The sequence below is a fragment of the Streptomyces sp. NBC_01260 genome (genome assembly GCF_036226405.1).
In the GTDB taxonomy this organism is placed as follows: Bacteria; Actinomycetota; Actinomycetes; order Streptomycetales; family Streptomycetaceae; genus Streptomyces; species Streptomyces laculatispora.
This window is the reverse complement of the sequence record NZ_CP108464.1, coordinates 5,156,172-5,173,240: the sequence shown is the minus strand read 5'-3', so window position 1 is coordinate 5,173,240 and position 17,069 is coordinate 5,156,172. Positions and strand designations below refer to the sequence as shown.

Below are 17,069 nucleotides of genomic sequence, written 5' to 3'. Positions count from 1 at the left end.
GTGGGACGGAACAGCACACCAGGGGAGGGAACGCGACCACGGGTCCGGCATGCCGGTCAACTCGGCTGGGACGACGGCCTCTACGAGAAGGGCGGTACGGGCACTCGGGCGCCTGCCGGCGATCCCGCCGATGACGGCGGTGACAGCGGTACGCACCACCGGCGCGGCAAGTCGGCCAATCGTGCCAAGAAGTCCCGCAGGCGGCGCGTGTACCGCTGGACAGCGCTCACGCTGGCGGTGTTGATACTCGGGACGGCCGGCGCCGGATACCTCTACTACCAGCACCTCAACAGCAACATCCGCAGCAGCGAGCGCAGCAGTGGTGACAGCGGCGTCAAGGAGGCCCCGCCCAACTCCCTCGGCGAGACCCCCCTCAACATCCTGCTGATCGGCTCGGACAGCCGCAACAGCGCGGCGAACGTGAAGCTCGGCGGCAGCCGGGACACCGTCGGTGACAAGCCGCGGGCGGACGTCCAGATGCTGCTGCACATCTCGGCGGACCGGAAGAGCGCCTCGATGGTCAGCATTCCGCGCGACACCATCCTCCACATCCCCGAGTGCAAGGACTCCAAGACCGGTGAGGTGTTCGCCCCCAGCGACAACAAGCCGATCAACGAGTCGCTCCAGCGCGGCGGTCCGGGCTGCACCCTCACCACCTGGGAGAAGCTGACCGGCGTCTACATCAATCACTGGATGATGATCGACTTCGCCGGTGTGGTGGCGATGGCGGACTCGATCGGTGGCGTCGACGTCTGTGTGAAGACGGGCGTGTGGGACCGGCCCACCCGGATGGTTCCCGGCGGCTCCGGCCTCAAGCTGCCCGCCGGTACGTGGCCCGTCAAGGGTGAGGACGCGCTGAAGTGGCTGCGTACCCGGCACGCGTTCGGCAATGACCAGAACCGGGCCCGCGCACAGCACATGTACATGAACTCGATGCTCCGCACGCTCAAGGAGCAGAACGTGTGGTCCGACGCCGGCCGGCTGATGAATCTGGCCGAGACGGCCACCAAGGCGCTCCGGGTCTCCGACGAGATCGGCACGGTGAAGAAGCTGTTCGATCTGTCGATGCAGCTCAAGAACGTGCCGCTCAACCGCATCACGATGACGACGATCCCGACGGTCGAGTGGTCGCAGGACAGGGACCGGCTCGTTCCCGTCGAGAAGTCCGCCGACACGATGTGGCAGATGCTCCGTGACGACGTGGCCTTCGACAAGAACGGCAAGTCCGGCGCGAAGGCGTCGGCCTCCGCGAAGCCGAAGGGTCCGCCCGCTGCGGCGCCCAAGACCCTCGGCCTGAGCGTGGTCAACGGCACGGGCTCCGGCCAGGCGCCCGTGTCCGGCCGGGCCCGGAGCGTCACCGAGGCCCTGCAGGGCAAGGGCTTCAGCCAGGCCGCCGCCTCGCAGACCACGGCGCCGCGCAAGGACACGGTGGTTCTGTATCCGCAGGAGGACGGCAAGCAGGGCAAGTCCGACGCGCTGTCCGTGGCCAAGGCACTCGGACTGCCGAATACAGCGGTCAAGGCCGACCCGCAGGCGGGCGGGCTGACCGTGGTCATCGGCGCGGACTGGCGCGACGGGACCGCGTACAAGAATCCGGCGGCGAAGGCGGGCGATCTCCCGGACGGCTCTGACGACCTCAACGCCGCCGACAAGGACGACTGCATGGACGTCTACTCGGTCTACCGGTGGGACGGCGAGAGCTGACGCTTCCTCGACGCAGGTGATGGCCGGGCCCCGGGGGCCCGGCCATCGCCGTTTCCCCCCACCCGGCATCCGCTCGCGACCGCACGCACCGGTGGAACACCTCCGGCCGCGAACACCGCCCGGGCCTACACCTACGGCAAGCACGACTGCGGCTGATCCCGCACGGCTGAGGCCGCCCTGCGCACGGTGCGCCGGGCGGCCTCAGCCGTTCTCCGCGGACGTGGTCAGACGTGCTGCGATCCGCTCTGCACCGCCGGGCGGCGGCTGGCGATGACCTTCCTCGCCAGCGAGCGCGGACTGGTCAGGAAGCCGTACCCCCACGACATGTGCATGGTCGCCAGCGCCACCGGGATCAGCGCCCGCGCCTTCAGCGGCAGTCCCTTGCCGGCCGGGAGCGATCCGGCGACGATGGCCGCGACGTATCCGGCCGGAACGACCAGTGCCCACGGGGTGACGGCGGCGCCGACGATGCCCGCCGCGATCGCGACGACGGCGGTCGGCGGGGCCAGGTAGCGCAGGTTGATCGAGCCGGAGTGGTAGCGGGCCACGACGTGGCGCCAGCGGCCGTAGTCCTTGTACTGCTTGGCGAGCGCCCGGACCGAGGGCCGGGGGCGGTACTGCACCCGCAGCTCGGGCGAGAACCAGATCAGGCCGCCGGCCTCGCGGATGCGGAAGTTCAGCTCCCAGTCCTGGGCACGGATGAACTCGATGTTGTACCCGTCGGCCTTCTCCAGGGCCTCCCGGCGGAAGACGCCCAGGAACACGGTCTCGGCCGGTCCCGCCTGGCCGCCGGTGTGGAAGGCCGCGTTGCCGACACCGATCTTCGACGTCATGGCCGCGGCGACGGCGTCCTCCCAGGCGTTCTCGCCCTCGGCCTGCATGATGCCGCCGACGTTCTGCGCGCCCGTCTCCTCCAGGAGCCGGACGGCGGTCGCGATGTAGTTCGGCGAGAGCATTCCGTGGCCGTCGACGCGCACCACGACCGGATGGCTGGAGGCCTTGATCGCGGCGTTGAGCGCGGCGGGGGTGCGGCCGGTCGGATTCGGCACGGTGTGGACCCGGGGATCCTCCGCGACCAGTTCGGCGGCGATCTCGTCGGTACGGTCCGTGGACGGGCCGAGTGCGATCACCACCTCCATCTCACCGGTGTACTCCTGCTCCAGGATGTGCCGGACGGAGTTCCTGAGATGGCGCTCCTCATCGAGCACCGGCATGATCACGGAGACGGCGGGGTGCTGCGCGGCAGACATATGGTCCTCGGGGGGTCCTCGGGGGCGCCGGGGGTCCGAACCCCACCAGGCGGCGTCATTCGGCCGCCACGTTACCGCGAATGGGGGAACCCGGTGCGCGCCGCCGGGTCGCGGGCCGGGATGGAGATCGTATGGGCCTACCGTGCGACAGATCCCCCTTGCACCGCGGAGGTGTCCCCCCGTGCCCACGCCGCACCGCTCCACCCGCCCGCCGCGGCCCCACGCCGCTCCCCCGCAGCGCAGGCGGCCCAGAAAGCAGGACGAGAGACCGCGCTGGGGCATGCGGATGGTGACCGGACTGTCCGTACTGGTCCTCGGGGCCGGTGGCATCGGTCATGCCGTCGTGACCAACCTGGAGACCGGGATCGACCGGATCGACCCGTTCAAGGACATGAAGAACCGGCCCGCGGGCGGTCACGGCATGAATCTGCTGCTGGTCGGCACCGACGGCCGCGACAAGATCACCGAGGAGGAGAAGGAGAAGTACCGGCTGGGCGGTGCGCCCTGCCACTGCACCGACACGATCATGCTGGTGCACCTGTCGGCGGACAAGCGGCGCGCCAGCATCGTCAGCCTGCCGCGCGACAGTTACGCCGAGATCCCCGAACACCGTGACCAGACCACCGGCAAGGAGCACGCGGCTCACCCGCTGAAGCTGAACGCCGCCTATGCCGAGGGCGGGCCCGGTCTGACCGTGCGGACCGTCGAGCACATGACGGGCGTCAAGGTCGACCACTATCTGGAGGTCGACTTCACCAGCTTCATGACGACGGTCGACACCCTGGGCGGGGTGAAGATCTGCACCACCCGGCCGATGAAGGACTCCTACACCGGTCTCGACCTCCCGCCGGGCACCCACGATCTGGACGGTGGCCAGGCGCTCCAGTACGTACGCTCCCGGCACATCGACGGCGCCGCCGACCTGGGCCGGATGCAGCGCCAGCAGAAGTTCCTCGCCTCGCTGATCAAACAGGCGACCAGCAGCGGGGTGCTGCTGAACCCGGTGAGGTTCCGCGAGGTCGCCTCGACGATGCTGAAGTCGGTACGGGCCGACGAGGGCTTCGGTACGGAGCAGATGCTGGACCTCGGCCAGGCGATGCGGGGCTTCTCCGCCGCCTCGTCCGAATTCGCCTCGGTGCCGATGGGCGATGTCGCCTACCAGGTCAAGGGCATCGGCTCGACGGTGAAATGGGACCCGAAGAAGTCGAAGCAGCTGTTCCAGGCGCTGCGCGAGGACATGCCGCTCACGGTGAAGCGGCCCAAGCAGCCGACCGCGAAGACGGTGGACGTGCCGCCGCAGCAGGTCCGGGTCCAGGTCTACAACGGGACCCCGAAGGACGGCCTCGGCGGCACGGTCGACACCGCGCTGCACGGCACCGGCTTCGACACCACCAGGGCCCCGCTCACCGGGGAGCAGCGCGATCTCAAGCACACCCTGGTCACGTACGACCCCCGCTGGGACCGGTCCGCGAAGTCACTGGCGGCGGCGCTTCCGGGAGCGGAGCTGAAGGCGGTGAAGGGCCAGGGCCCCATGATGAAGGTGATCGCGGGCGCGGACTACGCCACGGTGGAGCGGGTCCGGGCCGAGGAGCCCGACCCGGGCAGGTTCGGCGCGGTCACGGGCGACGAGGTGGTCTGCCCGTAACCGCCGGGAGGGCGTGCGGCCTCAGTCCTCGATGCCGTCGGCGGCGCGCTTCTCGCGCAGTTCCCTGATCGCGCGGCGCCGGGCCAGCCGGTGCGTGCGGCGGATCTGCGCCTCCTGGTAGCGCCGGTTGTCGCGCTCGGTCTCCGGGATCACCGGCGGTACGGCGCGCGGGCGGCCGTCCGCGTCGACCGCCGCGAACACCAGGTACGCGCTGCCCACCTGCTGGGCCGGGGTCGATTCGTTCCACCGTTCGGCCATGACCCGGACACCGACCTCCATCGAGGAGCGGCCGGTCCAGTTCACCTGGGCACGGACGTGAACGAGATCACCCACGCGGACCGGCTCCAGGAAGACCATCTCGTCCATCGAGGCCGTCACCGCGGGACCGCCTGAGTGCCGGCCGGCCACCGCGCCCGCCGCGTCGTCGACCAGCTTCATGATCACGCCGCCGTGCACCGTGCCCAGCAGATTGGTGTCGCTGCCGGTCATGATGTGGCTGAGGGTGGTCCGGGAGGCCGCGGTCGGCTTGCCCGGAATGTCGCCCTCCGGGCGCGGGGCCTGATCTGTCATGCCCTCTACCTTATGCGGGGGCTTCGAGCCCGTCGAAATGCATCAGCTTCGCAACAGCCCAGGTCCGATTTCACTTACACCCTGTAATAGCAGTGGGCCCGCCCTGCACACTGGACCGCATGAGCGATTGGCCCGAGGGCCGGAACAACGACAACCGCGGCGGCAACCGCTACGGACAGGGAAGCGCGAGCGACCGGCCCGAGAGCGCCCGCGCGATGCCGCACGTCCAGCGCCCCGTCCCGCCCCAGCAGCCCGCCCCGCCGCAGCGGCGCCCGGCACCGCCGAGGCAGCCGCAGGTGCCGCAGCAGTCCGGCGGCTACGACGACGGCTCGCAGTACGACAGCGGCTTCAACACGGGCCAGGTCTACGGCGGCGGCAACGGCGGCCGCCGCGGTGGTGGAGGTCACGGCGGCGGACCGGGTGACGGCGGATACGTCCAGGGACGGCCGGCGGCCGCACCGGACTGGCGCCGCCGGATCAAGATCGGCGCACTGGTCCTCGTGGTCGTGGTGCTCGGCGTATCCATCGGTACGTACTTCTGGGCCGACTCCAAGCTGAAGCGCGACGTCGACCTCTCCAAGGTGATCGAGCGGCCGAAGTCGGGCGACGGCACGAACTACCTGATCGTCGGGTCGGACAGCCGCGAGGGCATGACGGCCGAGGACAAGAAGAAGCTCCACACCGGCTCCGCCGAGGGCAAGCGGACCGACTCGATGATGATCCTGCACGACGGCGGCGACGGCCCGACGCTGGTCTCGCTGCCGCGTGACTCGAACGTCGAGATCCCCTCGTACAAGGGCTCGGACTCGGGGAAGCTCTACCCGGCCCGCGGCCGCTTCACCAAGCTGAACGCCGCGTACGCCGAGGACGGGCCCGAACTGCTCGTCCGTACCGTCGAGTTCAACACCGGGCTGCACATCGACCACTACGTCGAGATCGGCTTCGGCGGCTTCGCCAAGATCGTGGACGCGATCGGCGGGGTGGAGCTCGACATCCCGAAGGCGTTCAAGGACAAGAACTCGGGCGCCGACTTCAAGGCGGGCAAGCAGACGCTGAACGGCGAGCAGTCCCTCGCCTTCGTCCGGACCCGGTACGCCTTCGCGGGCAGCGACCTGGACCGTACGAAGAACCAGCAGAAGTTCCTCGCGGCGCTGGCGAGCCAGACGGCGACCGCGTCGACGATCCTCAACCCGTTCAAGCTGTACCCGACGATGGGCGCGGGTCTGGACACCCTCGTCGTCGACAAGGACATGTCGCTCTGGTCCCTGAGCCAGATGTTCTTCGCCATGAAGGGCGTCACGGGCGGTGACGGCACATCCATGAACATGCCGATCTCCGGCTCCACGGGCGGCAACCTGGTCTGGGACAAGGCCAAGGTCAAGCAGCTGGTCGAGCAGCTCAACAACAATGAGAAGGTCACGGTCACCAGCAAGTGACGGCAGCGTGCGAGGGGGCCGGACGGTTCACCGTCCGGCCCCCTCGTATGCTGCCGTCACCCGTCCGCCCGGAGGACCCGTCGCCTGCCCGCCCCCTGGCAGTCACAGCCGCCGCCAGACCCTCCCGTGGGCCAGCAGGGCACGGTGCGGCAGCACCAACTGCCCGTCCAGCGAATCGAATTCCTTGCACAGCACGTCGTACTCCCGCTTCTCGCGAGCCGGTACGGACCTCGACGCCGGGGGCCGCCCGCCGGGTGGCCGCGACCATGCCGGGTTCGGCGTCCACGGCCCGTACGACCGCGCCCCGGCCGACAGCGGCGACGGTCACACTGCCGCTGCCGCACCCCACACCGAGCAGCCGGGTCCCGCGCCCCGCAGCGGCGGCCTCCAGCAGTGCGGGCACCGTACGGGCGCGGAGACGGGCGAAGGTCCGGGCGTGGCTCTCGGCCCGCCCGTCCCAGATGCGCCGTTCACTCACGTCGAACGCGGTCATGCGGCACCTCCGGCCGGGCCTTGCGGCTCCACTTCGTCCAGGTCCTCGTAGAGCGCGTCCAGAATCCGCCCCGTGGGCCTGCCCTCCGGCGACAGTTCGGCCAGGCACCAGCCGGGCAGCCTTGCCTCGGTCTCGGGCGGGAGATCGCCGTCCGCCGGGTCGGCCAGCCCGTAGAGCAGGCCGAACGCGGTCTCCTTGGCGACCTCCCGGGCTATCTCCCCCAGCTCGCCGGGGGTCAGCCCGAGCCGCAGCGCCCGCTCGACGGCCCCACCGGCCAGGCCCTCCTTCCGGTAGGCCTCGACCCAGTCGGGCGCCGCCGCGCTCCAGGCGTCGATGTCCTGCCAGACCATGCGCAGGAACCGGTACCGGGCCAGCTGGGGAATGTTCTCCTCGGCCTCCGAGTCGGCCCAGCCCGGCGCGTCGTCAGCGCCCAGCGCTTCGAACAGGCCGGTCAGCTCGTCGATGTCCGTCATGGGTAGGGAAGGTACGCCACCGGCCCCGGCGGAGCGGAACCGCTCCCGCCATCAGTTCTTCCGTTCGAACCTGGCGGCGTTCGTCTCGTCTGTCACACTGTTCGAGCGCTCGGCGGGCCCGCCAACGGGCAGCACCTGATGGGCTTTCCGGCCTCCTCGAGCTCCCCGGCCCGGCGGACGGCACGGGCAGCGGTCGGTAGCGGGGCGGGGACGGGGCGAATGGTCACGGGGCAGGCGGCTTTACCGGCCGGTTCGGCTCGATGGGCTCGGTCGGCTCGGTGGAGAGGGCCGGCGGTACTCGTTGCCCTGATGCTGGCCGCCTTCACCTTCAACACGGCGGAGAACCTGCCGATCGGCCTCCTGGAACTCATCGCCGAGGGACTGCACGTGTCCCTGCCGTCGGTCGGCCACCTGGTCACCGGCTACGGCGTGACAGTCGCCGTCGCGTCCTTGCCGCTGGCCCACTTCACCCGGACGATGCCCCGGCGCCATGTGCTCACGGCGCTGCTGGCCGCACTCGTCGTGTCCAGCCTGGTCGCGGCTCTGGCCCGCTCCTACGGGCTGCTGCTCGCTGCGCGGCTGCTGACGGCGCTCGCCCAGGCGCTGTTCTGGGCGGTGATGGGGCCGGTCGCGGTCGGCCTGTTCCGGCCGGAGATCCGCGGGCGGGTGGTCGGGGCGCTGTCCGTGGCCGGTTCGCTCGCCCTGGTGCTCGGAGTTCCCGCCGGGACCTGGCTGGGCCGGCAGAGCGGCTGGCAGGTGCCGGTCGCGGGAGTGGCGGCCCTGGGGCTCATCTCCCTGGTGACGATCGCTGTCCTGCTGCCCACCTCCCGCCCGGAGGAGGGGCACGCCGCGTACGGAAGCGCCCCCGACACCCGCCGGTTCGCCACCGTACTGACGGCCGGAATCCTGTCCGCCACCGGGGCGTTCGCGGGCTACACATACATCGTGAAGTTCCTGGGCGACGTGAGCGGCTTCTCCGGGAGCGAGGTCAGCGCCCTGTTCATGGCTTTCGGTGTGGCGTGTCTGGCCGGGGTGAGCATCACCGGAGTGCTGCTGGACCGCTTCCCGAACTCCGTACTGGCCACCGCCGTCACCACGCAGGCGGTGGGCATGCTCGGCCTGTACGCGACCGGGAGCGATCCGGTGGCGGCGGTGGTGTTCCTGGCGCTGACGGGCGCCGCACTCGGGCCGGTGTTCATGGCCACCCAGAACGAGATGCTGCACTGCGCCCCCGGGCGCACGGACATGGCTCTCGCGGCCAACTCCGGTGGCTACAACGCCGGTATCGCGGCGGGCGCCGCACTCGGCGGACTGGTCCTGGCGCTGTCCGACGTGCGGAGCACGTTCCTCATGGGCGGTCTGCTGACGGTCGCGGCCTGCGCGGTCCTGCTGAGCGAGCGACTGCTGCCCGGGGGCGCTGCCGAGAAGCCCCGCACGGGCGCTGAGGAACCTGCCGAGGCCGGCTGACGCCACCAATTTCGGCACCGCCGGGGTCGGGTGCCGGCGAGGCAGAAGCGGTCTCTTCCAGCACCCGGCGCTCCCAAGATCCGTCCCATATCCCCAGACGCATGAGCCGACGCTGCCGGAGCCGCTCCAGAAGAACAAATGGTACGAAGACAAATCCCATGACCAGCCCCCCGAGCGCGGCTTTCCAGAGGTTCTCCGGCTCTGGTGACGACAGCCAGAAGAAGAAGAGCGCGTAGGGAACAGCCATGCAGAGACCGGTGCCGATCGGGTGTCGGGCTGTCCACTTCTGGATCCGAGTCGGACGCCGCTGCCCACCCAGGAGCCGATCCAGAGTCCAGAACGCATCGCTCAGAGACCGCTGCCAGTTCGCCATGGCACGGCAGTTCACCATCGCTAACTCCAACCATCCCAACCACACCGCTCAGACCCGAGCCATTCACGCCTACCTCCGCTGGCGCAACGCGAACGCCCGCCACCCCGACGTGCTGGCCGCCCAACGCCGCGAACGCGCCCGTATCCGCAGCGAGAAGGGCATCCGCTGGGGCGGCCGACGTCAGGCAGCCGCTGCCTGAACTGCCCGCACTCCCAGGCGGCCACGTACTACGGTGGGATACATGTCCGAGCCCTCCGTGCGGGATTTCTACGACGATTTGGCCCACGACTACCACCTGATGTTCCGGGACTGGGACGCGAGCATGGCCTACCAGGCCGAGGTATTGGGCGGGCTCCTCCGCCAATCTCTCGGCGCGGGACCACACACCGTCCTGGACTGCTCGTGCGGGATCGGCACCCAGGCCATCGGCCTGGCCCTGGCCGGGCACCAGGTCATCGGCAGCGACCTGAGCCCGGTCGCCGCCGCGCGCGCCGCCGCCGAGGCGGCGGCCCGGGGAAGCCGGCTTCCGGCCGCTGCGGCTGACATGCGCCAACTGCCGTTCAGAGAGACGTCATTCGACGTCGTCCTCTGCGCGGACAACTCGCTCACGCACCTACTCTCCGGGCAAGATCTCCGGACGGCACTCCTCGGCATGAGACGGGTACTCCGAGACGACGGACTGTTGGTGATCACTGTCCGGGCCTATGCCGAGACGCGTCAGACCAGACCCACGTCGACACCTCCCCAGGTCTCGCAAACACACGACGGCCAAGCGATCACCTTCCAGCTGTGGCACTGGCACGAAGACGGCGAACGCTACGACCTGGAGCACTTCCAGCTCATCCCCGCAAAGAACACCTGGCAGGTCCGAGTCCGCCGGACCACCCACTGGGCGCTGACGCCGCCGCAGCTGACAGGGTTCGTGACTGAAGCCGGCTTCACCAAAATCGCCTGGCACAGTCCGGCCTCCAGCGGGTACTACCAGCCCGTGCTCACCGCACAGCGCGCTCCCTCAGCGCAGTAGCCCAGACATCGGCTCCGCCCTGCCTAACTTTCCGTTCATCCATGGCAAACCGGTGAACGTTGCCGGTCACAGCACTAGTGTGATGCGCCAGAAATCCTGATGGTTAGTCAGTACCCTGTTGTCATGTCACATCCCGGCCCTTCTGCTGTGAAGATCACGTTGTCAGGGGAAGAGCGTGCCGAGTTGGTGCGCCGGACGGAATGGCCAGACCGGCGCTCGGCCGAGAAGGCTCGGATCCTCCTGGCGTGCGCTGAGGGCATGTCGAACGCGGGTGTCGCACGCGTCGTCGGTGTCCAGGCCAAGACGGTTGGCAAGTGGCGTCGGGCTTTCGCCGCAGAGCGGATGGCCGGGCTTGAGGACGCCGGCTGGATCGGCCGACCCAAGGCCGACCTGGTCCTGAACGAGGCTGAGCGGACGCAGCTGACGCAGTGGGCGCGGCGGGCGAAGACCGCTCAGTTCCTCGCGTTGCGAGCCAAGATCGTGCTGCGCTGCGCGGAGGGCGGGACGAACCAGCAGGCCGCGGCCGACCTCGGCGTCGACAGATCGACCGTGGACCGCTGGCGGGCCCGGTTCATCGCCAAACGCCTCGACGGTCTGCACGACGAGCCCCGCTCGGGTCGGCCACCCTCGATCCTTCTCGACCAGGTCGAAGAGGTCATCGTGGCCACCCTGGAGTCGACCGCGGGCAGAGACACCCACTGGTCACGGGCCTCGATGGCTCAGCGCACCGGCCTGTCGAAGTCGACCATCGGCCGGATCTGGAAGAAGTTCGACCTCAAGCCGCACCTGCAGGACTCCTTCAAACTGTCCACCGACCCGCAGTTCGTCGCCAAGGTCGTCGATGTCGTCGGTTTGTACCATCACCCGCCCGAGAAGGCGGTCGTGCTCTGCGTGGACGAGAAATCCCAGATCCAGGCCCTGGACCGCTCACAGCCGGTCCTGCCGATGATGCCGGGCATGCCCGAACGCCGGACCCACGACTACTACCGGCACGGCATCACCAGCCTGTTCGCCGCCTTCAACATCACTGACGGCACCGTCATATCTCAGCTTCACCGCCGCCACCGCGCGATTGAGTTCAAGAAGTTCCTGATCCGGATCGACAAAGCGGTGCCCGTCGGGCTCGACGTCCATCTCGTCTGTGACAACTACGCCACCCACAACACCGCCGAGATCAAAACCTGGCTGGGCAAACACCCCCGCTTCCACATCCACTTCACTCCGACCGGCTCCTCCTGGATGAACCAGGTCGAGCGGTGGTTCGGCCTACTGACCGACAAGCTCATTCGCCGCGGCGTCCACAGGTCCGTGAAGGCCCTGGAGGACGACATCACCGCATGGATCGACACCTGGAACGAGAACCCAAGGCCCTTCACCTGGACCAAGACCGCCGACGAGATCCTCAACTCCCTCGCCGATTACCTCGCCAAGGTCGGAACCGATAGCCAGCAGACAGGGCAGAACTAACCATCAGGATTTCTGGCGCATCACACTAGTGCCGCATCAGGCAACGTTCGCCCTGCTGACGACTTCGCGTAGGCGTTCATGGGTGGCGTGCTTGTTCCGCCAGATTATGTAACGGCGGATCATGCTGCCCTGGGCCTTGTGGCTGGAATGGTCGGTGCCGTCGAGGGCGAAGTACCGCAGGGCGGTGAACTGGGCCTCGATCCGGTTGAGCCAGGAGCTGTTGGTCGGGTGTAGGAGATCTCGACATTGTTCGCCGAGGCCCAGGCCCCGACCCGCTGGCACCGTTTCGTCGTCAGGTGCGGTGAGTAGTTGTCGCAGACGATCGCGATGCGCACGTCCGTCGGGTGAAGCGAGCGCAGGTAGCGGCAGAACTCCAGGAACTTGGAGCGGTTCTTGGTCTTCTTGATGTGACCGTAGAGCTGGTCCTTGGCGAGGTCGTAGGCGGCGAACAGGTGCCTCACCCCGTGCGGGCGGGTGTAGGTCGCCCGCCGGCGGGGCCGGGGCTCACGTTTGGGGTCCTTGTGCTGGCCGCCGCGTTCGGCCCACTGCCGGCCGGGATGAGGCTGGAGATTGAGCGGCCCGAACTCGTCCAGACAGAAGACGACTTCGGGCTCGTCGTCGTCGGGTATGACCTCGCCGTCGGCGATCGAGTAGAGGTGCTCGACACAGGCCTTCTTGGCCGCGTAGTCAGGGTCGCGTGAGGTCTTCCAGGTCTTCACGCGTTGAAAGGAGACGCCTTCCTCGCAGAGCATGATGCGCAGCCCCTCGTGGCTGATCTCGTCGACCACCCCCTCGGCGGCCAGGAAGTCGGCCAGCTTGGCCAGGCTCCAGGTCGAGAACGGCAGGCCGTGCTCAGCCGGCTTGGACTTGGCAATCTTCTTGATCTCCCGACGCTCGGGCAGCGAGAACGTCCTCGTCCGTCCGCCCTTGTATTTTGGGTAGAGCGAGTCGAAGCCGCCCGTGTTGAAGTTGTGGATCACATCGCGGACCCGGTCCGCGCTGGTGAACGTCACCTCGGCGATCTTCGCGACAGGCATGCGCTGGGCGGACAACAGCACCATCTGGGCCCGCCGCCAGGTCACTACCGACGCGGCGCTCCGGCGGACGATCCGCAGCAGCCGCCTGCCCTCGTCGTCATCGATCTCACGGACCTGCACGCGTTCAGCCACGTGATTATTCTGACTGCCCGCTTCCAGACCATGCCGGGCCGCAGACCTGGCTGCTGACGGTTCAGAAGAAGAGGCAAAATGGAATCATGGATGCTGGGATCGCCGCGCTACTCGGCGCCGCCGTAGGTTCTTTCGCCACCATCGGCGCGGCGATGGTGAACGGGCGTGCTACCGCACGCTCGCAGTTTCGCCAGTCGCGTAGGCAGCATCGCAGGGACGCCTACGCGAACTACCTCGGTGCTCTTCACGATCGAGACATCGCCATGGACGCGGTGTTGGGCGCACTCCAGCCAGGGACTCCTGACCTGCTGGATGTGGACGAGAAGGTCCACCGTTTCGTCGAGCTGGCGCGGGACGTCCACCGTGCCGTTGAAGTTGTCAGTCTTGAAGGTCCGCCTTCGATAGTGGAAGCGGCCGACCGTGTGGCTCACGCATCCGGCGACCTCTCCAACGTGATGCGGCGCATGGTGAAGAACGCCCATTCAGGAGACTCCTCCCAGAAGGTGGTGGACACCGCTCTCGCCGCCGAGCGAGAGCACGCCCTCTACCAGGCCGTGAAGGGCTTCCGCGCGGCAGCTGGCGATGTCCTCGGCAATGCGAACTGACCACTCCGTCCTTGCGCCACCAGGGCGACACGCCTCACAACGGTGCAATTCGGCATGGTCCGGTCACCAGGTCAATGCCGTCCAAACACGGCAACCGGGCAACACGTCACGACAGGGCGAACGTTGCCTGATGCGGCACTAGTGTGATGCGCCAGAAATCCTGATGGTTAGTTCTGCCCTGTCTGCTGGCTATCGGTTCCGACCTTGGCGAGGTAATCGGCGAGGGAGTTGAGGATCTCGTCGGCGGTCTTGGTCCAGGTGAAGGGCCTTGGGTTCTCGTTCCAGGTGTCGATCCATGCGGTGATGTCGTCCTCCAGGGCCTTCACGGACCTGTGGACGCCGCGGCGAATGAGCTTGTCGGTCAGTAGGCCGAACCACCGCTCGACCTGGTTCATCCAGGAGGAGCCGGTCGGAGTGAAGTGGATGTGGAAGCGGGGGTGTTTGCCCAGCCAGGTTTTGATCTCGGCGGTGTTGTGGGTGGCGTAGTTGTCACAGACGAGATGGACGTCGAGCCCGACGGGCACCGCTTTGTCGATCCGGATCAGGAACTTCTTGAACTCAATCGCGCGGTGGCGGCGGTGAAGCTGAGATATGACGGTGCCGTCAGTGATGTTGAAGGCGGCGAACAGGCTGGTGATGCCGTGCCGGTAGTAGTCGTGGGTCCGGCGTTCGGGCATGCCCGGCATCATCGGCAGGACCGGCTGTGAGCGGTCCAGGGCCTGGATCTGGGATTTCTCGTCCACGCAGAGCACGACCGCCTTCTCGGGCGGGTGATGGTACAAACCGACGACATCGACGACCTTGGCGACGAACTGCGGGTCGGTGGACAGTTTGAAGGAGTCCTGCAGGTGCGGCTTGAGGTCGAACTTCTTCCAGATCCGGCCGATGGTCGACTTCGACAGGCCGGTGCGCTGAGCCATCGAGGCCCGTGACCAGTGGGTGTCTCTGCCCGCGGTCGACTCCAGGGTGGCCACGATGACCTCTTCGACCTGGTCGAGAAGGATCGAGGGTGGCCGACCCGAGCGGGGCTCGTCGTGCAGACCGTCGAGGCGTTTGGCGATGAACCGGGCCCGCCAGCGGTCCACGGTCGATCTGTCGACGCCGAGGTCGGCCGCGGCCTGCTGGTTCGTCCCGCCCTCCGCGCAGCGCAGCACGATCTTGGCTCGCAACGCGAGGAACTGAGCGGTCTTCGCCCGCCGCGCCCACTGCGTCAGCTGCGTCCGCTCAGCCTCGTTCAGGACCAGGTCGGCCTTGGGTCGGCCGATCCAGCCGGCGTCCTCAAGCCCGGCCATCCGCTCTGCGGCGAAAGCCCGACGCCACTTGCCAACCGTCTTGGCCTGGACACCGACGACGCGTGCGACACCCGCGTTCGACATGCCCTCAGCGCACGCCAGGAGGATCCGAGCCTTCTCGGCCGAGCGCCGGTCTGGCCATTCCGTCCGGCGCACCAACTCGGCACGCTCTTCCCCTGACAACGTGATCTTCACAGCAGAAGGGCCGGGATGTGACATGACAACAGGGTACTGACTAACCATCAGGATTTCTGGCGCATCACACTAGTGTGATGCGCCAGAAATCCTGATGGTTAGTTCTGCCCTGTCTGCTGGCTATCGGTTCCGACCTTGGCGAGGTAATCGGCGAGGGAGTTGAGGATCTCGTCGGCGGTCTTGGTCCAGGTGAAGGGCCTTGGGTTCTCGTTCCAGGTGTCGATCCATGCGGTGATGTCGTCCTCCAGGGCCTTCACGGACCTGTGGACGCCGCGGCGAATGAGCTTGTCGGTCAGTAGGCCGAACCACCGCTCGACCTGGTTCATCCAGGAGGAGCCGGTCGGAGTGAAGTGGATGTGGAAGCGGGGGTGTTTGCCCAGCCAGGTTTTGATCTCGGCGGTGTTGTGGGTGGCGTAGTTGTCACAGACGAGATGGACGTCGAGCCCGACGGGCACCGCTTTGTCGATCCGGATCAGGAACTTCTTGAACTCAATCGCGCGGTGGCGGCGGTGAAGCTGAGATATGACGGTGCCGTCAGTGATGTTGAAGGCGGCGAACAGGCTGGTGATGCCGTGCCGGTAGTAGTCGTGGGTCCGGCGTTCGGGCATGCCCGGCATCATCGGCAGGACCGGCTGTGAGCGGTCCAGGGCCTGGATCTGGGATTTCTCGTCCACGCAGAGCACGACCGCCTTCTCGGGCGGGTGATGGTACAAACCGACGACATCGACGACCTTGGCGACGAACTGCGGGTCGGTGGACAGTTTGAAGGAGTCCTGCAGGTGCGGCTTGAGGTCGAACTTCTTCCAGATCCGGCCGATGGTCGACTTCGACAGGCCGGTGCGCTGAGCCATCGAGGCCCGTGACCAGTGGGTGTCTCTGCCCGCGGTCGACTCCAGGGTGGCCACGATGACCTCTTCGACCTGGTCGAGAAGGATCGAGGGTGGCCGACCCGAGCGGGGCTCGTCGTGCAGACCGTCGAGGCGTTTGGCGATGAACCGGGCCCGCCAGCGGTCCACGGTCGATCTGTCGACGCCGAGGTCGGCCGCGGCCTGCTGGTTCGTCCCGCCCTCCGCGCAGCGCAGCACGATCTTGGCTCGCAACGCGAGGAACTGAGCGGTCTTCGCCCGCCGCGCCCACTGCGTCAGCTGCGTCCGCTCAGCCTCGTTCAGGACCAGGTCGGCCTTGGGTCGGCCGATCCAGCCGGCGTCCTCAAGCCCGGCCATCCGCTCTGCGGCGAAAGCCCGACGCCACTTGCCAACCGTCTTGGCCTGGACACCGACGACGCGTGCGACACCCGCGTTCGACATGCCCTCAGCGCACGCCAGGAGGATCCGAGCCTTCTCGGCCGAGCGCCGGTCTGGCCATTCCGTCCGGCGCACCAACTCGGCACGCTCTTCCCCTGACAACGTGATCTTCACAGCAGAAGGGCCGGGATGTGACATGACAACAGGGTACTGACTAACCATCAGGATTTCTGGCGCATCACACTAGGTAGAACTTCATGGTCCCTCCCGACGCACCGGACCCGCGCCCGACGCCAACGTGATCACGTCACCCGCCAACAATCCGGACGTCGGAGCCGTACTCAAAAACGCGGTCCGCCGCGCTGCGCGAGGCACCGGAAGACATCGCCGACCCCATCGTCGAGCTCACCGCACAGGGCCTGGGCAACCGCCCGGCCGCCCAACAGTGGAGGAACCTGGTGGCCGTGGATACCTCTTTCTGCAAGTCCTTCATGTCGGAGGAAATCCGGGACGAAGGCCGGGTCGAAAGCCGGGTCGAAAGCCGGGTCGAAGGCCGAGCCGCGGAGCCTCCTGGTCGTCCTCGAAGCACGCGGCATCGCCATCACCCACGAGACCCGCGAGAAGATCACCGACTGCAGCGACCCCCAACTCCTGCACCAGTG

At 67.9% G+C, this 17,069-nt stretch carries 12 protein-coding genes and 2 pseudogenes; 8 read left to right on the top strand and 6 right to left on the bottom strand.

Features of this window, described 5'->3' with window-relative positions:
• Entirely contained in the window at nt 1–1,704 is a 1,704-nt protein-coding gene (locus OG322_RS23015; protein WP_329306864.1) for an LCP family protein, read from the top strand.
• A gap of 224 nt (nt 1,705–1,928) precedes the next feature.
• On the opposite strand, the gene OG322_RS23010 is transcribed toward OG322_RS23015, so the two are convergent.
• The gene (locus OG322_RS23010; RefSeq protein ID WP_124284166.1) at nt 1,929–2,954 is read right to left on the bottom strand and encodes a glycosyltransferase family 2 protein; all 1,026 of its coding nucleotides are present in this window, start codon (nt 2,952–2,954) and stop codon (nt 1,929–1,931) included.
• Nucleotides 2,955–3,135: 181 nt separating this feature from the next.
• Here OG322_RS23010 and OG322_RS23005 point away from each other — a divergent pair, with 181 nt between their 5' ends.
• Entirely contained in the window at nt 3,136–4,599 is a 1,464-nt protein-coding gene (locus OG322_RS23005; protein ID WP_443066555.1) for an LCP family protein, read from the top strand.
• Between the two features lie 21 nt (nt 4,600–4,620).
• On the opposite strand, the gene OG322_RS23000 is transcribed toward OG322_RS23005, so the two are convergent.
• Complete coding sequence (locus OG322_RS23000) at nt 4,621–5,169, bottom strand: acyl-CoA thioesterase (protein ID WP_124284167.1); 549 nt, start codon at nt 5,167–5,169, stop codon at nt 4,621–4,623.
• A gap of 119 nt (nt 5,170–5,288) precedes the next feature.
• Here OG322_RS23000 and OG322_RS22995 point away from each other — a divergent pair, with 119 nt between their 5' ends.
• Nucleotides 5,289–6,605 carry an LCP family protein gene (locus tag OG322_RS22995; RefSeq protein ID WP_123459703.1) on the top strand — a complete coding sequence of 439 codons (1,317 nt, stop codon included), beginning with the start codon at nt 5,289–5,291 and terminating at the stop codon, nt 6,603–6,605.
• A gap of 489 nt (nt 6,606–7,094) precedes the next feature.
• Here the strand turns inward: OG322_RS22995 and OG322_RS22990 are convergent, their stop codons facing one another.
• Nucleotides 7,095–7,571, bottom strand: a complete 477-nt coding sequence (locus OG322_RS22990) for a hypothetical protein (RefSeq protein WP_123459704.1) — start codon at nt 7,569–7,571, stop codon at nt 7,095–7,097.
• A 309-nt stretch (nt 7,572–7,880) separates the two neighbouring features.
• Here OG322_RS22990 and OG322_RS22985 point away from each other — a divergent pair, with 309 nt between their 5' ends.
• The 4 genes and pseudogenes from OG322_RS22985 (at nt 7,881) to OG322_RS22970 (ending at nt 11,902) form a co-directional block, all read left to right on the top strand.
• A complete protein-coding gene (locus OG322_RS22985) occupies nt 7,881–9,038 on the top strand; it encodes an MFS transporter (RefSeq protein ID WP_329306863.1) in 1,158 nt (385 codons plus the stop codon).
• Between the two features lie 365 nt (nt 9,039–9,403).
• A pseudogene (locus OG322_RS22980) lies at nt 9,404–9,610 on the top strand (IS630 family transposase); the annotation flags it as partial.
• Nucleotides 9,611–9,652: 42 nt separating this feature from the next.
• Nucleotides 9,653–10,435, top strand: a complete 783-nt coding sequence (locus OG322_RS22975) for a class I SAM-dependent methyltransferase (RefSeq protein ID WP_123461979.1) — start codon at nt 9,653–9,655, stop codon at nt 10,433–10,435.
• 147 nt (nt 10,436–10,582) lie between these two features.
• A complete protein-coding gene (locus tag OG322_RS22970; RefSeq protein ID WP_221198154.1) occupies nt 10,583–11,902 on the top strand; it encodes an IS630 family transposase in 1,320 nt (439 codons plus the stop codon).
• 36 nt (nt 11,903–11,938) lie between these two features.
• Here the strand turns inward: OG322_RS22970 and OG322_RS22965 are convergent.
• Nucleotides 11,939–13,071: pseudogene (locus OG322_RS22965) on the bottom strand (IS630 family transposase).
• A gap of 86 nt (nt 13,072–13,157) precedes the next feature.
• On the opposite strand from OG322_RS22965, the gene OG322_RS22960 reads away from it, so the two are divergent.
• A complete protein-coding gene (locus tag OG322_RS22960; protein WP_123459710.1) occupies nt 13,158–13,676 on the top strand; it encodes a proline dehydrogenase in 519 nt (172 codons plus the stop codon).
• Nucleotides 13,677–13,843: 167 nt separating this feature from the next.
• On the opposite strand, the gene OG322_RS22955 is transcribed toward OG322_RS22960, so the two are convergent.
• Together OG322_RS22955 and OG322_RS22950 are read right to left on the bottom strand one after the other, a co-directional pair.
• The gene (locus OG322_RS22955; RefSeq protein WP_221198154.1) at nt 13,844–15,163 is read right to left on the bottom strand and encodes an IS630 family transposase; all 1,320 of its coding nucleotides are present in this window, start codon (nt 15,161–15,163) and stop codon (nt 13,844–13,846) included.
• Nucleotides 15,164–15,261: 98 nt separating this feature from the next.
• Entirely contained in the window at nt 15,262–16,581 is a 1,320-nt protein-coding gene (locus OG322_RS22950) for an IS630 family transposase (RefSeq protein WP_221198154.1), read from the bottom strand.
• Nucleotides 16,582–17,069: the final 488 nt, after the last annotated feature.

What these genes read in the sequence shown, in the direction of transcription:
- OG322_RS22990 (WP_123459704.1), bottom strand. Translation starts at nt 7,571, where the DNA reads ATGACGGACATCGACGAGCTGACCGGCCTGTTCGAAGCGCTGGGCGCT.
- OG322_RS22975 (WP_123461979.1), top strand. Translation starts at nt 9,653, where the DNA reads ATGTCCGAGCCCTCCGTGCGGGATTTCTACGACGATTTGGCCCACGAC.
- OG322_RS23000 (WP_124284167.1), bottom strand. Translation starts at nt 5,169, where the DNA reads ATGACAGATCAGGCCCCGCGCCCGGAGGGCGACATTCCGGGCAAGCCG.
- OG322_RS22995 (WP_123459703.1), top strand. Translation starts at nt 5,289, where the DNA reads ATGAGCGATTGGCCCGAGGGCCGGAACAACGACAACCGCGGCGGCAAC.
- OG322_RS23010 (WP_124284166.1), bottom strand. Translation starts at nt 2,954, where the DNA reads ATGTCTGCCGCGCAGCACCCCGCCGTCTCCGTGATCATGCCGGTGCTC.
- OG322_RS22960 (WP_123459710.1), top strand. Translation starts at nt 13,158, where the DNA reads ATGGATGCTGGGATCGCCGCGCTACTCGGCGCCGCCGTAGGTTCTTTC.
- OG322_RS22985 (WP_329306863.1), top strand. Translation starts at nt 7,881, where the DNA reads ATGCTGGCCGCCTTCACCTTCAACACGGCGGAGAACCTGCCGATCGGC.